Below are 15,804 nucleotides of genomic sequence, written 5' to 3'. Positions count from 1 at the left end.
CGCCCGCCCGCCCCAGGAAGACGCTGTCGACGGGCTTGCCGAGCCAGGCGAACAGGCCCATGACGAGCAGCACGCCGTGCACCGTGGCCGACACGGTCGCGGCGGCGAACGTCCAGCGGAACCGCACGCTGAGGTAGATCAGCCGGGCCACGGCGGCGATGCCGCGCGCGATGAGCGCGTCCCGGCGCAGCTCCCTCCTCGGCCACTGCCCGACCCGACCGCGTCTGCCGCGGGGCGGTGTGCTGGTCGCCGACCGCGACCGGAGCCGAGCCGGCCGACGTGCCCACCGCCCCCGGCGTACTGCGGTGACCGGCCTGGTGTCGCCGGGAGACCCGGGCGGCACCAGGCCGACAGGCCCGGAGGTGGTCAGATGGCGAGGGTGGTGCCGTCGAAGCGGCTGAGAGTGAAGGCCGCGTCCTCCAGCGTGGCCTCCTTGGCCTCGCGCAGGACACCGATGGCGATCTCCTCGCCCAGGCGGACCGCCTGGGTGTAGTCGGTGCGCCAGTGGACGCCGGCCATGTTGCGGCCGGTGGCGATGTTGGCGGCGACCTTGTTGAGCTCGCCGCCGACGGTGAGCCGGTCGGCGTCCGGTCCGGTGTACGGCTCCAGGGCGGTGCCGTCCGTGGAGGGGACGACCGGGTCGGCCAGGATGTGCGACTCGTCGAACCAGGCTTTGAGGATGGTCACGCAGGCCCCGGCGACCGTGGCGTGTCCGGAACCGTACGAGGGGTGGGTCGGGCTGCCCTCCGGGAATGCCTGAGGCAGCAGGTAGCTGCCGTGCTTCTCGAAGACCCGCTTCACGGCGACGGAGTCCAGCACGCCGGAGTCGATCGGGTACTCGCGCTGCCCGCGCAGCTGCTGGTGGACCCGGCCGCCGAACTCCTCCGGGCGCAACCGCCGGTGCACGTACCACTTCTGGAACCACACCGCCTTCAGCGCGCGGGTGGCCACCTCGGTCACCAGCGAGAGGATGTGCGGTCCGCCGTACGTCCCGAAACTGATCTGGTTGCGGGAGAAGTTGTACGGATTGCCCGCGTCCACGGGCGCTTTGTTGCCCAGCAGGATGAGCGCGGCGTTGAGGTACGCCTCGTACAGCGCATCGAAGTGGACGTAGTGCGCCAGGTCGCGCGGGGTCTGGATGTAGCGCCGGGTGGCGAAGTCCCGCTCGTCAGGCTCGGGTTCGGAGCCGTTCTGCACCTCCAGCCAGTCGCCCCAGGTGGTCAGATGGTCGACCGGGCGGACCAGGGTGTCCTGCCGCTGGTCGATCAGCAGCGTGCCGTACGGGATGTCCTTGAGCAGGAACTGAGACAGGTACGGCCCGGCCAGATCCCCCCGGGTGTCCCCACGGAAGATGGTCTGCGGGGTGACCTGACCGTCCAGCTTCGGCGCCCGGAAGTCCGCCAGCCCGCTCAGTTCACCGGCCGCTTCGGCGACCAGGTCGCTGTCACCGAAGCGGGTGAACAGCACATCACGGCACAGCGCCATCCAGTACAGCTCGACGGCTTCGGCGGAGTTCTGCGCACTGTCGATGCGCGGCGCGGGCGGCATGGACAGCGCCTGGGCGTCCGGGCCCTGCGGGTCGAAGGCCAGCCCGGCCTGCGGGTTGGTCAGTTTGCGGGTGTCTGCGAGCGGGATCCGCTCGAAGTCCTCGTAGCTGCCCGTGGCCAGCGCCCGGCGGAGCAGGTGGTACGCGGCCGGGTCGACCTCTCCGAACTTGTTGTGCGGTAGCGCCTTGGAGTAGCTAGCGACGAAGGGGTGGTCCGTCTCCTCCCCGTTGGCGGCGTGGACCGGTACATGGCGCTGGAACTCCGCCTCGGCGGCCCGGACCCGCGCGTCGCGCGCGGCAAAACGACGATCACTCATACGAATCCCCCGTGTGTCCCCGTGTGTCCCCGTGAGTTGTGCGTGACATCGCACTCATCTCATGAGACATCAGGTATCCCGGATTCGTTGCCTGATAAATGGCAATGGAGGACATCTGCACAAATGATGGACAGGATTCCCTGTGGGGGCCTGGCGGCGATCGGGGTGGTGAAGCTCCCGAGGGATGCGGCGTGAGGAGGAGCGAGAAGGGCGGTGACGGGGCGACATGAGCGCGGGCGAAGGGACTCCGTATCCGACCTGGCCGGTCGAAGGTCCAGGCCGCCGGACCTTCTCGAGCGCACGATGCCGAGGCGTTCACAGCGCGACGTGCGGGGCCGCGCTCACATCGGCCCGGCCCCGCGTTGTCACTGGTCCCGATCCGGATCGGGACCGCTGCTCACATTCCTCCTGTGTACTCGAAGATGTAGAGCCCGTGGTCGCGGTCCGAGGCGGCGACGTACTCCTTGCCGCCCGACTCGAAGACCTGGGCGCCCCAGAAGTTGTTGCCGCCCTCGTCGATGTACCGGCCCACCTCGACGATCTCGTCGTCGACGATCTTCGCGACGCGCAGACCGGCGGCGTAGTACGAGAAGTAGAGCAGGTCGGCCCGCTTCTCCGAGACGGCCACCTCATGGATGGAGAGGTCGCCGGAGCCCGACGCGTGGGCGGGGTCGTGCGCCTCGGGAACGGCGTAGGTGTCCAGCTCGGTGAGCTTGCCGCTCTCATTGCGGTAGAGGTGCGCGTAGCCCCAGCCGTCGAAGTACGACGAGAAGGTCAGCCGGTCGCCCTTGGTGCCGAGCGCAACCGGCAGCTGCGCGGGGCCGGTTCCGGCCATGCAGGCCGCGTCGTCGTAGGCCTGCCCGAAGAGGGCGAAGCCCTGGCCGCGTGGTGCGACGCCGAAGGTGGGGATGTCGCCCTCGACGCTCATGCCGAGCGTCTGGTCGCAGGCGTCCGTGCCGGTGCGGTTGAAGACGAGCACCGCGTCGTAGCCGCCGGCCGCGATGACGCTCGCGACCTTCTCGCTGAAGGTGCACACGCCCCGTTCGACGACGGCGACGTCCACGGCGTTCGGGTCACCGGCGGGCACCGCAGGGTCGCCGGGACAGGCCCGGCCCGCGAAGACCGAGTCGCCGGTGATGCTCTGGCCCTCCTCCAGGCGCGTGGTGTTGCTGCCCTGGCTCGCCGTCAGCCCGGTGCCGTCGGTGAGGTTGCGGGCGGTGAGCGCGTACGGCCCGAAGTCCTCGTCGGCGCCGACGACGTACTTGTTGTCCAGGGTGAACTCGGCCTGGTGGGCGTTGCCTTCGGGCGCCACCTCGAATCCGCTCTCCAGCGCCTCGGGGTCGAGAGCGGCGAAGTCGGTGTCGCCGAGGTAGGTCGCCTTGGTCGGGTCGGTCACGTCGAGGGTGACGTAGCCGCCGTCCCAGTAGGAGGCGAGCATGATCTGCCGGCCGCCGATCTCCTTGACGACCATGTCGTGCAGGAAGATCTCGGTGAGGTTGGCGGGGGCGTTCTGGACGATCTGCGGGAAGGTTTCGTCGAGGTCGTACTCGGCGATGACCTTCGCCTTCTTCGGGTTGGTGATGTCGACGATGTCGACGTCGGGACCCTCTTCGTTGTCGACGATGACCGCGTACGCCTTGCTGCCCGCGTCCCAGGCGTAGACGCTGTGGATCTCGTTGGCGTCCTTCTTGCCCTGGCCCATGACCGTCTTGTCGCCCACGCCCTCCGCGAGCGGGGTGGGATGCGCCGGATCGCTGACGTCGTAGATGTTCATGCCGCCGAACCCGGCGGTGTCCTTGCACTTCTCGTTGTTGCTGACCAGCACGTCCCCGTTGAAGTACGGGGTGTCGATGTGCAGGGTCTGGATGCCCTCGCCGGGGTAACTGCCCTCCTTCGCCTGGACGAAGGCGACCTCCTTCGGCGCGGCGGGCTTGCGGATGTCCACCACGTGCACGCCGTTGTACTTGCAGGTCGCGCCGCCCCAGGCGGCCAGGTAGGCGTACCCCTTGAAGACGCCGACGTCGGCGATCTTCTCCGGTTCGACGTTCTTCAGGCCCAGTTTGCTGACGAGGCGGACGTTCTCACTGCCGGCGGGGAGATGGCCCTCGTCACCACCGTGCTGTTGGCTGTGGTGATCGTGTGTGGCCTTGGCGTTGTCGATACCGCCGTCGTCGGCGGAGACACCGTCATGTGCTCGGGCGACGCCGGCGAAGGAACCGGCGACGAGGCCCGCCGCCGCGAGACAACTCGCGGCACGTACGCGGACCCTCGCTCTGCCCATGGCTCTTCCCATGGCTCTCCTTGGTCTGAGAGTGAAGAAGGCGCGGGGGGCAGCCAGGGCAACTTAGTCTGTGCGAGACCTGTGAGGGAAGGGGTGTGGCGCCGCGTTGACGTGATCGTCTTCACCGTGACCTCGGACGGAGTGCCGGGGGCGGCATCTCGGCGGTCTGATGGATCCGGAAGCTCCCCGTGCACGCCCAGCGTACGGTGACGGACAGCAGCACGCTCGCACTCGCAGCAGGCGGCGGTCATAGCTCGCCCGGGGGGCGGACCGCTACGGCGTACCCGAGCAGCCGACCCGCACCGTGCCCGAGGTCTTCGCCGTCGCCGACTCCATCGCACCACGTGCCTCATCCGTCGCACCCGTCACCTCCGGGCAATGGTCGCGACACCGAGTACCGAGGTCATGACAGCCGATGGCACTGAAACGGTCAGGGGTTGGGCTCGTCGCGTTGTCTGCAGCCGTGCTGTCACCTCGTGCAGCGCGTCAGTGAAGCAGAGTTCCACGTCGTCGGGTCGAGGACCCCGGTTCGGGCTCGCCGCGGCCCGGGAGCAGCCGGGCCGCGGCGAGCAAGTGATCTGCGGGAGGGGCTCAGCTGCCGGTGAGGGAGATGGCCAGGTCCGTGATGTTCAGGGGGAACTTGGACGTGAGGGCGTCGGACACGAGCGTGGCCTCGCCGGTGAAGAGGTTGATGCTGTAGAGGGAGGGCCTGTTGGCGCCGGGGGCGGTGAGAGCGGCGAAGGCGGCGTTGCTGACCGTCTTGCCGCCCGACAGGGTGCTGAAGATGTCCATGCCCGCGTTGATCTGCGCGTCGATGCCGAGGCTGCCGGTCGGCGCCAGCGTGCCGTTGTTGGCCGGGGACTGGATGACGACCTGGTCGCTGGCCGTGTTGATGTCGAACAGCGTGGTCCCGGTGGTCCCGTTGAGGTCGTTGTTCGTGTAGGCGGCCGCGGAGACGCCCTTGGTCGTGCCCTCGATCGGCGGGGTGGTGAGGTTCAGGTCCTGGATGGTCGTGTGGTCGTTGAGGTTGTGCCGCAGGTTCTGGCCGTTGTCGCTGATCACGCGCAGCCGGTCGGCGGCCGGGTTGAAGTCGACGCCGAAGTTCGTGCCGTTCAGCGGGTACTGGAGCTGGGACACCTTGGTGATCACGACGTCCGCGGTGGCCGGCGGGGTCTTGATCGTGTAGATGCCGCCCTTGTTGCCGACGCCGTACATCAGGCCGTTCTGCACCCGGAAGTCGATGCCGATCAGAGCCGTGTCGCCACTGAGCCCGATGACGTCCCTGACCCAGTCGAGCACGTTCGGCCGGTCGGTGGTGAACGTGGCCATCTGGGTGCCGTCACCTGTGATCCCGAACGCGCGCAGGCTGGGAGTGGCGGCGGGAGCGGCCGAGCCACTGCCCGGCGCGCCCAGCATGAGCGCTGTCGACGTGGCCATGACCGCTACCGCCGCCGCGATTCTCTTTCTCGTTCCTGCTTTCACCGGCGTTTCCCTCCCGTTTGAAAAAGCACCATTGAGTGGCGCGCAGATGAGAGATTCACGTACCGATTCCCGCGCTGATCCCGAGTGGTGTCCGGAATGAATGCTGTGATGTTCCCCCACGGGCTGGTACGCGGTTCCCATTAAGGCCAGTTCACAGCGTCTCCACAAGTGGAACAGGCGTTGGGAATGCCCCGATCCAGGGATTTTGCGCACTGTGACAATCTGCCCCAGACGCGGTCGTCTCCGATGTGCGCAGAGTGATAAATGTCGTCCGGTTTTCCCCTGACGGCTTCTTCGACCGGAACGGCATGCTCGCGCCCATGGGGAGCTTCTTCGCCGAGCTGGCTCGGCAGGCGTCGGCCAACGCGCGCCGGGAGGTCGAGGCGTACGCGCGCGAGATTCCGGAGTTCGGGTTCCTGGACACGAACTCCCGGGCGCGGGCCGAGACGCTGGAGTACGCGTTGTGGTTGCGCCGCCGTACGGTCGAATTGTCCCCGGACAACAGCGAATTGAGCGACGACGACCTCGGCTACATCGCGGCGATCGGCGAGTCGCGGGCCACCGCCGGGATGTCGCTGGATGCACGGCAGCGGGTCCTGCGACTGCACACCTCACTCATGCTGCGCGAGATCAACGAAGCGACCGAAGCTCAGCGTGGCGTCGGCGTCGACGAACTCATGCGGATGATGAGCTGGTTCGCCCCGCAGGGAGAACGCGGTATCCGTGCCTACAGTCAGGGATTCGTCACGGCGCTGCGACACCGTCTCCCGTACGTCGAGCAGGCCGGCCTGCTGGCCCGGTCGTTACTGAACGGAGACCCCATATCGGCGGAACTCGCTTCGGCCCTGCGCATGGAACTGCCCGAGCGCTGCGCAGTGACGGTGATCCGGGTCCCGGACCGTCCCGCCGGCGATCGCGACCTGGAAGGCGAGATCGAGTCGCTGGTGAAAACCCACCACGCGCCGATCACGTGGTGCCCGGGCAAGGGAAGCAGGAGCGGTGAGCTGATCGCCCTGATTCCCCTGCATCCCGCCACACCCCCGGCGTCTCCGGGGCCCAGTACCGCCGAGACCGTACAGCCGCACGCCGTACCCGACCTCGTATCCGATCTCGTACGGGACTTCGCCCAGGCTCTCGGTCGCCCCTGCGCCGCCGGCACGGCCATCTCACCGCTGTCCGAGGTTGCCGACGCCCTCGACCTGGCCCGGCGGATCAGCAGGGCGGCGCCGCTGCGACGGGCGTCCGCTCGGCTGCGGCCGCACACGGTGTCGGACGTGTTCGTCGAGCTCGCGCTTGCCGACGCGCCGTTCGTCGACGAATGGCTCCACGCCGTGGATCGGAGCCTGCAGCCCGGTCCGGACCTCCTTGTCACGCTTGACGCGTACTATCGCCATGACATGCACCGCGGCGCCACGGCGGCAGCCCTCAACGTCCACCCCCGCACCCTGGACTATCGCCTCCGCCGGGTGCGGGAGCTCACCGGCGTCGATCCCGGCTCGACGCGCGGCGTGCGCATTTTCAGCTCGGTCGTCACGCGGCGCCTGTCGGAAGCGTGGCACTGAACCGGGCGATCATCCAGAGCCGAGATGCGTGCCGAGGCGGGCGGCTGGAGGGTACGTGGCCCCCGGTGGCGCGTCGGCCGCCGTCATGAGGTTCTGACGGCGGCGCCTGCGGGGCATCGTACTGTCCGACCTGTGCTGTCGTGGTTCGGCTGAGGTGCGGTGCGGTGAGGCCGAGTTCAAGGCTCGGGGCTCGCGTTACTTGCTGGTGCAGGGTGCGGCAGCTTCCTGGCCCGCAACGCTGCCGATCGGTGACGCCGCGAAGCCGGGCTCGTCGAGTGCCGCGGGAAGAGACAGGACGCGCCTGAGGGAGGCGGGCATGGCATCCGGACTTCGGCCTCCGGCTGTCGCTTCGCCACCGTCGGCTCCGTCTGGCCGCTCGCGGCGACGGCGGCCGAGTCGGCGGCCCACCGCACGGCGGCCGCACACCCCGGTCGATGGGGTCACCAGGTTCGTCGCGTGACTTCATCGCTCGAGGAGGGGTGCTTCCCCGCTTCGCTCACGCCCAGCCGATGTCGCAATAGTCCTTCAACGGCCAGTGCGGCGGCGTCCGCTGCACAGCCATCCGCGCGTGACCGCGGCTTCCGAGCCGTCCGCACCCCCGGTGTTGATCAAAACTTTGGTGATCCATAAGGTGCTCACGTTTCCGACATGCCACGTCAAAGAAGGGTTCACGTGCGCAGACGAATACGGTTGGCGGGCGGCCTGGCCGTCCCGACCCTCCTGGGGCTCTCGCTCCTCGCTCCCACCACGGCCGAGGCGGCCGTCGTGACCTCGGGTGACTACAAGGCGGTGTTCAACTACACCAAGCCGGGCAGCACCACCCTGGACCACGCCATCCTGAGCGACCTGGCCGAGCTGATCGACTTGGCGGCGAACGGTTCGACCATCTACATGGGGATGTACCACTTCAACTCTCCGGACCTCAAGACGAAGCTGCTCGCCGCCCAGAACCGCGGCGTCACGCTCAAGATCGTCTCGGAGAAGGCGAACGAGGCCGGCACCCTGAAGTTCACCGACGCGGAACTGACGGGCAACTCCTCGTGGACATGGTGTTCCCAGGGCTGCCTCGGCAACGGCTCGGACGACACCACCGCCATCAACCACGACAAGTACCTCGTCTTCACCGCCCTGAGCGACGGCCGCGCGAACGTGGTGTGGCAGAGCTCCGAGAACCTTTACCGGACCCAGTCCGGCGAGCTGAACAACGCGCTGGTCGTCTCGAACAACGCGACCCTGGCCGGGCGTTACATCGCGCACTTCCGCGACCAGGTCAACCACGCGGGCGACGCGCTGCACACGACGTACGACTACACCACGGGCAACACCACCGCCCCGGTCGAGGCCTTCTTCTTCCCGCGGAACACCGCCTCCGACGCGACGCACTACGGCAACGCCGACATCGTCGCGTCCTTCATCGATCAGGTCGACTGCGCGAACAGCGGCCGCATCCGCATCTCCGCCGCCGAACTCGACGAGCGCTCCTCACGGCCCGCGATCTACACGGCCCTGGAGGCCAAGCAGAACGACGGCTGCACCATCGAGATCAACGGCCGCGAGCACAGCGACCCCAACAAGGACGGTGACAACGCGGGCGTCAACGAGCTCACCGGGCTGAACATCCCCGTCTACGGCAACCGTCCCGGCGGCTGCCGCTACCGGACGGACGAGGCCAGCTGCAACCGGGGCACCACCCACTCCAAGTACCTGCTCACCGAGTGGAAGAAGACCGACGGCACCCAGGTCCGGCACGTCTACACCGGCTCCCACAACTGGACCAAGGGCTCGCTGCAGCGCAACGACGAGACCCTGCTGAGGATCGACGACCCGACGATCTACCAGGCGTACGTCGACAACTTCAACGCGGTTCGCCAGGGGACCTACGACATCAACTCCGATGTGTACGGCTCCACCTCCCAGCACTACTCGCGCGTCAACGTGAAGCCCGAAGGGGACCAGCACTACAGCGCGGTCGCCTCCGGCGGTACCACAGACACGTACACCGCCGTCGTGTACGAGGACGGCGACCGTCACGACTCCTCGGACACCGAGCTCGGCACCGACGTGTACATCCGCATGTACAAGGACGGCGTGCCGCTGTGGGACGAGAAGAAGCTCAGCACCAGCGGCACCAACACCACCTGGTCCAACCAGAAGCCCGACGTGGGCGTCGACGACAACGGCAACGCGATCGTCGTGTGGACCGCCGACGACGACGGCAACAAGTTCGGTGACATCGCCGTGCGCAAGGTGACCCCCGCCGGAACCGTCACCACGCTGGCCCGCCCGCACGCCTCCGGCTCCGGTGACCAGCTGCGGCCGACGGTCGCCGTCGCCGACGACGGCGCGTACACCGTGGCCTGGGAGTCCACCGCCGACGGGTCCACCCTGAACCAGGTCTATGCGAGCGGCTGGTCCGGCACCGGCACCCTGCGCTACCAGGACGTCCAGGTCAGCACCATCAACTCCGGCGCCGCCGGCACCAACCGGCGCCCGGACGTGGCCCTCGACGACGCCGGCAACGCGGCGATCGTCTGGGAGGAGGACGCGGACGGCAACGGCGGCATCAACATCGGCCTCGCCAAGCTGAACACCACGGGCGGCTCCGCGGTCGCGCGCAAGGTGGCCAACTTCCTCACCGACGGCCAGCAGACCAGGCCCGCGGTGGCCCAGGCCGGCGACGGCCGCATGGTGGCCACCTGGGCGGACGAGTACACCACCGGCTCCGGCACTGTTGTACGCAAGGACCGGGTCCACCACCGGATGTTCTCGGCCGCCGGCGCGCCCACCGCCGCCGAGGCACCCGCCACCGAGGAGGACAACAGCACCACGGACGACCCGGACTACGTGCCCTCGGACCGCCCGATCGGCGTCCAGGCCGACCCCGACGTGACGATCTCCGACAACGGTGACTTCGTCGTGGCCTGGAAGGAGGCCTTCGTCGACGGCCTCGACGACGTCTGGGCCCGTGGCTTCAACTTCGACGGCACCACGACCTCACGTCTGCCGGTGCTCCGGATGAACGTGGTCACGGGCGGCGGCCAGGGCGGCGCCGCGGTGGCGCTCGCGCCGAACGGCCGGCTGTCCCTGACGTACTCGGACGACTACGACATGAACGGCTTCAACGACATCCGACTGCGGGACGCGTTCGCCAACAAGTAGGCGCCGCCCGACGAACCCGCGACCGGCGGCCCGGCCCCTACCCCTCAGACGGGGGCCGGGCCGCCGGGCTGTCCGGGGCGATGGCGGCGGCTTCGCCGACGTCGCAGGCCGCGCCGTGAGGGGCCGGTCAGCGACGGCCACGCTCAAAAACGCTACGACATGGAGCGAAACTGCAGGTCATCGACCCCGTTTCGATTCCTGCCCGGCTCTTGACTCTACTGACCTACTGGGGAGTAACCTCCTCCCGGCCTCCCCCCACAGAGCCGATCACCCGAGGTACGCGTTGAAGAAGTACGTGCTTTCCGCCGTCGTGAGCACTCTGCTCGCGTTCACGTCCGCCGCTCCGGTCCACGCCGCCGGTTCATCGACTTTCGGCCCCTCCAGCCACCCTGTCCTGTTCGTCCACGGGTACAGCTCGTCCGGCTCCTACTGGAACACCATGGCCGACGCCTTCCGCGCCGACGGCTGGCCGTCGTCCCACCTGGACCAGTGGAACTACGACTGGCGACAGTCCAACGCCACCACCGCCCAGCAGCTGGCCGCCGAGGTGGATCGCCTGCTCGCTGCCACCGGCGCATCCCAGGTCGACATCGTCACCCACTCCATGGGCGGGCTGTCCAGCCGGTACTACGCCAAGAACCTGGGAGGCAGCGGAAGGATCGACGCCTGGGTCTCGCTGGCCGGCCCCAACCACGGCACCGACTGGGCCAACGGATGCGGCTATACCTCGTGCTTCGAGATGCGCATTGGGTCCACCTTCCTCACCTCGCTGAACTCCGGGGACGAGACCCCGGGCACCCCGCGCTACGGCACCTGGTGGTCGCCCTGCGACACCGTCATCAACCCGGACAGCAGTGTCTCCCTGAGCGGTGCGACGAACACCCAGACCGCCTGTCTCTCTCACGTCGCCATCGGCTCGGACCCGACCGTCTACGGGCAGGTGCGCGACTTCGTCAACGGCTGAGGCGTCGCCTCATCACCGGGCAGTGGGGCCGACACTGCCCGGTGGGGAGCGCGCACTCCGCGGAACGCCGGGTCACTGTCCCGCGGCGGCGCCTCCGGGAGCCGGGCGAACGCCAACGTCAAGGCACCCGCGGGGGAGCAGAACCCCATGTCGCTCCAACCCCGGCGGTGGCACGGGGATCGCCTGCGGTCAGCCGCGCTCCAAGGCGCCCGGCTTGGTCCGACGGGGCGTCCGCGGGGATGGGAGGGCCATCGGAACTGGAGCCGACGTGGATTCGGTCGGGTTGTTTGCGGGAGGCCCAGACGCCTTCCTGCTCGTAGCCCCACCTGACGAGCCAGTTCCCGCGCCCCCTCAGCCCCGCCTCGAGCAGCCGCGCAACCGCTCCTGCCGGCCAAGCACAGCAATGAGCCCCCTACCAGCGGGTCAACCCGCAGGCAGGAGTGGTTGTTGCCGGCCACTGTTGAGCGTCCGCGGACGGCCCAGGCCCAGGGACGGCCCAGCCATGGGCCCCATGAACCGCGTCAGCCAACGGATGCGGCCCGCCATTCGGCGGTGATGCAGCCCTCTTCCATGTCCCACCACTCCCTCGCCACACCGTGCTTGAGGAGCCGCTGCACCTTGGCGAGATCGGCGGTGGGCGGGACGTCCAGGGCGACCATGCGGAACCGCTCGATGCCCTCGCCACAGACGCCGAGTTCGTGAAAGGCATTGAGCACGCTCTGCCGTGCGGCTCCAGAGCCGCCGTCACGGAGCACGATGAGGCGGATGGTGCAGTTCTCGGAACGCTGTACCACCTCGCCGGCCCAGCGCAGGCCCTCCTCGTCGGGCTCGGTGGCCACGACGTCCCCGCACGCGATGCCTCGGACGAACCACGGGATGTTGTCGAGCCGCGCGGTGCCGTCGCCCTGGTCGACGGCCCACAGGCTCTCCACCGATGCCGGGGGCCAGTCGTCCTGGATCTCAAGCCGAAAATGCACCTTCACGTACCGGCCTTCGGGATTGGTCATGGAGCCCAGGATGCACAGTCCTGCCGCGCCTGCCGCAGCTGGGGGAACGGAGGCACCTATGCCCAAGCCGGCGAAAGCCAGCCACGACGGCGGGTGCGCGACCGACCATGCGCGGCGTGTGTCTCGCTGCACCCCCACCGGCCTCAGCCCCGCTGCCATGTCGTCGACCAGGCCAAGCTGGGACGGCCGCCCCGTAACGACGGTGCCTGAGCCCCTCAGCTCGGGAAACTGAGGTGATCCGACGCTTACCTGCTGAGCGGTATAGGTGCCTGGCTGGTGCGAGGCCATTTCATTTCCCGGTGTTTCCCGGTGTTTCCCGGTGTGTCCCGGTATTCCCCGGTGTGTCCCGGTATTCCCCGTGGTCCCCTGGACATCCGGCACGGGCCTGGCGCGACCTCTTCGCTCGCGGTCGGCCGGCGCAAGGCATCGGGTCCGCCACGATCGCGGCGGACCCTACGCCTTTACCGTTTTACCGTGGTAGCCGTTACCGTCGGCTCGGCCCCCACCAGCCCGCCGGCACCGCGGACATCACTTCACCACGATGTTGTCCCCGGACGACGTCGACGGCCCGGTGGTGGTGTTCCCGTAGTACACCCAGCGCCACGTACCCGTCTTGGAGGCCTTCACGGTCGTCCTCAGATCACCCGAGCCGTTCGCGTATACCTTCTTCACCGTGGTGTAGGAGGCGGTGCCGGCAGGCTTGAACTGCAGGCTCACCAGGCGGCCTCCGTAGGAGGCGTACTTCCTGGTCTCCCAGTTGGCCCGCGTGAGCTTCCCGGTGACGGTGATGGTCCTGTCCTTGGACACCGGTTCGGGCGAGGCGTTCACGGACAGGCGGGAGTTGCGCTTGACGCGGACCGTCAGATCCTTGTCGTCGGTGTCACCGCCGCCGCCCTCGAAGTGCACCTCGGCCCCGACCTTCCAGAGCCCGGCCTCGCTGTTACGCATGTCCCACACGCTCGGGTCGAAGTACATCGTCTCGTTGAAGTCGCAGACGCCCGAGCTCACCTTGATGCAGTCGCTCGTCTCGACGGCGTGCCACAGCCGATCACCCGCGCCACCCCGGTACAGGAACACCGCCGGCCACTTCCACTTGTGAGTGGTCGCCATCCGGAAGGAGGCGGGCACCGCGACCTCCTTCGACACCCCGATCACAATCGGCCTGCCGCCGTTCACCTGGACACGGGTGAACGAGGCCCCACCCTCGGCCGCCCCGGCCGGCGCTGCAGCCACGGCCGTGAACGCCGCCGCCGCACCACCGGCTACGACGACTCTCCAGACCCGCTTCCCCACCTGATCCCCAATCTCCTTACGGAAAACCACCGAAGGCTCACTCCTCCAGCGCCTTACAGACGGCCAGCATCCGCATGGGGTTGTACACCCGCGAATCACAATGGGGCATCAGACAGTCCCCGCCTTGCGCGAGGCGAGAGGTCGGTACGGTGCCCGGGATCCCGGCGGCCGCCAGGAGGCTCGCGGTGGAGGAACCCCTCCCCAGTGGGCCATGCATGGGCCGAGGGCGGCTTGCGGAGGCATCCCCCTCGCAGGCGTTGGTCAGCGCGACGGACAAGTACCGCGGAGCACGGGAGAACTGCTCAGCGGGAACAGGCATTTCGTCGAGCAGCACGTTCATCCCGGAGACACGGTCGAATAGGTGAACACCAGCTGCGGACACAGGCAATCTTGCACGTCACCGGAAGCATGATGCCACCGCTGCCGGTGATGCCGGGTGGGAAACCGTGCAAGGTCGTGAGTGCTCTCCGTCCAAGGACCATAGCGACCTGCGACGTTGTCGTGTCTCCATCCGGAGTGCTAGCTCACGTGGGCTGTCCGGGCACACGAACTGGCGCATCCCTGCGCGTGAACCCTCCTGGCCGCTTCGGACAACAGGGGGTGGAATGCACTCCACTCCTACTGCACGAAGAAGCGAGGGCCTCGTGGGGGATCCACCCACCGACGACGCGCTGGTCATCCAGGAATCCCTGGAGCAACCGGAGATATTCGCCAGGCTCTACGACAGACACGCCGCCGAGATCCACCGGTATGTGATGCGCCGGCTGGGCGACAGTCACGCCGACGACATCACGGCGCAGACCTTCCTCATCGCCTTCCGCAACCGCGCCCGCTACGACGTCGCGCGCGCCAGTGCCCGGCCGTGGCTCTACGGCATCGCCAGCAACCTCATCGGCAGCCACCGCCGCTCCGAAGTGCGGGCGCTGCGGGCGCTGGCCCGTACCGGCGTCGACCCGGTGGCCGAGTCCTGGTCGGAACGGGCCGACGAGCGCGTGACGGCCGAGGCCTCGCAGCAGGCGCTGGCCGGGGCGATCGCGGCCTTGCCCGGCAAGGACCGGCATGTGCTGCTGCTGGTCGCCTGGGCGGACTTCACCTACCAGGAGTGTGCCGACGCCCTCGGGGTGCCGGTCGGCACGGTCCGCTCCCGGCTGAACCGGGCGCGGCGCAGGATGCGTACGGCGCTCGGCGCCGACCCCACCCTCGTAAACGACCACAACGGGGCGGTAACCCATGGATGACATGACCAAGATGCACGAGTTGCGCGCCGATGCGCCCACGCCGGACCGGGTGCGGCTGGTTCCTGGCAGGCAGAAGCTGCTGGGAGCAGCGCAGCAGGGCTCTGCCCGCAGGATGCGGCTGGACTGGCGCGTGACGGCTGCGGGGGGCGCCGCGACGGTGGTCACCATCGCGGTGCTGGTGACCATGCTCGTCGGTGGCGATGGACCCGAGCGCGGCGTGCAGCCTGCCGGCCCGGACCTGACGTCCGCGACGGCACTCCTGGAGCAGGCGGCGGAAGTGGTGTCGCAGCAGCCGGATCTGCATCCGCGCGACGGCCAGTGGGTCTACCTGAAGACCGCGCAGTGCCAATTCGGAGCGTCGGACGCGGCGCCCGACGCCAAGCCCGAGGTGAGCGAGGAGTGGGTCCAGTACGACAGCCCCGTGAGGGAGGACGACAAGGACGGCGACAACGAGCCCTCGCAGCGGCGGCTGTATCGCCTGCTCGCCTCGCTGCCGGACGACCCCGCCGAGATCCGGAAGCAGGCGGCGGACATGTTCCCCATGGGCAAGGACACCGGCTTGACGGGTGAGCAGCTCGAGACCTTCGCGCTCCTGGCGACCCTCGACGAGGCCTATCCCGTGCATCCGCAGGGGATGGCCAAGCTGTACCGGGCCCTGGCCGCGGACCCTGGGATCGAGGTGGTCCCGCACCTGGTGAAGGACCCCCTGGGGCATGACGCCATCGCCATATACCCGGACCTGGGCAGCAAGGCCGTTCAGCGTCGGGAGTACCTCCTCGACCCCGACACCTTCCAGTACCAGGGGAACCAGTCGGTTGCGGTGCGCGACTACGAGGAGAAGTATGAGGACGGCTCGTCGGCCGGGCGCTCGCACAAGAAGGGCGAGGTCACATTCTGCGAGATGAAGATGACCCAGTCCCTCGTCGACCGGGACGGCGAGAAGCCCTGAACCGAC

10 protein-coding genes and 1 pseudogene are annotated in these 15,804 nt (G+C 68.5%); 5 read left to right on the top strand and 6 right to left on the bottom strand.

The features are described 5' to 3' along the window. From ACZ43N_RS10450 to ACZ43N_RS10435, 4 genes and pseudogenes are all read right to left on the bottom strand, one after another. Positions 1–226, bottom strand: a pseudogene (locus ACZ43N_RS10450) (hypothetical protein); the annotation flags it as partial. Positions 227–366: 140 nt separating this feature from the next. Next, entirely contained in the window at positions 367–1,863 is a 1,497-nt protein-coding gene (locus ACZ43N_RS10445; RefSeq protein ID WP_468096530.1) for a vanadium-dependent haloperoxidase, read from the bottom strand. Positions 1,864–2,260: 397 nt separating this feature from the next. After that, positions 2,261–4,156, bottom strand: coding sequence for a PA domain-containing protein (locus ACZ43N_RS10440; RefSeq protein ID WP_468096528.1), 1,896 nt, complete (start codon positions 4,154–4,156; stop codon positions 2,261–2,263). 579 nt (positions 4,157–4,735) lie between these two features. Then, positions 4,736–5,581 carry a DUF4394 domain-containing protein gene (locus ACZ43N_RS10435; RefSeq protein ID WP_468096526.1) on the bottom strand — a complete coding sequence of 282 codons (846 nt, stop codon included), beginning with the start codon at positions 5,579–5,581 and terminating at the stop codon, positions 4,736–4,738. 353 nt (positions 5,582–5,934) lie between these two features. Between ACZ43N_RS10435 and ACZ43N_RS10430 the strand changes: the two genes are divergently transcribed. The 3 genes from ACZ43N_RS10430 to ACZ43N_RS10420 all read left to right on the top strand — a co-directional run bounded on the left by ACZ43N_RS10430 (position 5,935) and on the right by ACZ43N_RS10420 (position 11,311). Then, complete coding sequence (locus tag ACZ43N_RS10430) at positions 5,935–7,188, top strand: PucR family transcriptional regulator (protein ID WP_468096524.1); 1,254 nt, start codon at positions 5,935–5,937, stop codon at positions 7,186–7,188. 672 nt (positions 7,189–7,860) lie between these two features. Further along, entirely contained in the window at positions 7,861–10,347 is a 2,487-nt protein-coding gene (locus ACZ43N_RS10425) for a phospholipase D-like domain-containing protein (protein ID WP_468096523.1), read from the top strand. 283 nt (positions 10,348–10,630) lie between these two features. Continuing rightward, a complete protein-coding gene (locus ACZ43N_RS10420) occupies positions 10,631–11,311 on the top strand; it encodes an esterase/lipase family protein (RefSeq protein ID WP_468096521.1) in 681 nt (226 codons plus the stop codon). A 521-nt stretch (positions 11,312–11,832) separates the two neighbouring features. Here the strand turns inward: ACZ43N_RS10420 and ACZ43N_RS10415 are convergent. Next, complete coding sequence (locus ACZ43N_RS10415) at positions 11,833–12,318, bottom strand: DUF4265 domain-containing protein (RefSeq protein WP_468096519.1); 486 nt, start codon at positions 12,316–12,318, stop codon at positions 11,833–11,835. A gap of 528 nt (positions 12,319–12,846) precedes the next feature. Further along, positions 12,847–13,611, bottom strand: coding sequence for a hypothetical protein (locus ACZ43N_RS10410; RefSeq protein WP_468096517.1), 765 nt, complete (start codon positions 13,609–13,611; stop codon positions 12,847–12,849). Between the two features lie 644 nt (positions 13,612–14,255). Between ACZ43N_RS10410 and ACZ43N_RS10405 the strand changes: the two genes are divergently transcribed. Both ACZ43N_RS10405 and ACZ43N_RS10400 read left to right on the top strand, forming a co-directional pair. After that, complete coding sequence (locus ACZ43N_RS10405; RefSeq protein WP_468096515.1) at positions 14,256–14,849, top strand: RNA polymerase sigma factor; 594 nt, start codon at positions 14,256–14,258, stop codon at positions 14,847–14,849. A 1-nt stretch (position 14,850) separates the two neighbouring features. Further along, entirely contained in the window at positions 14,851–15,798 is a 948-nt protein-coding gene (locus ACZ43N_RS10400) for a CU044_5270 family protein (RefSeq protein ID WP_468096513.1), read from the top strand. Positions 15,799–15,804 lie beyond the last annotated feature (6 nt).

This window comes from Streptomyces sp. NPDC030814 (assembly GCF_055572155.1).
The sequence above is the reverse complement of the archived record's forward strand: the minus strand, read 5'-3'. Positions and strand labels throughout refer to the sequence as shown.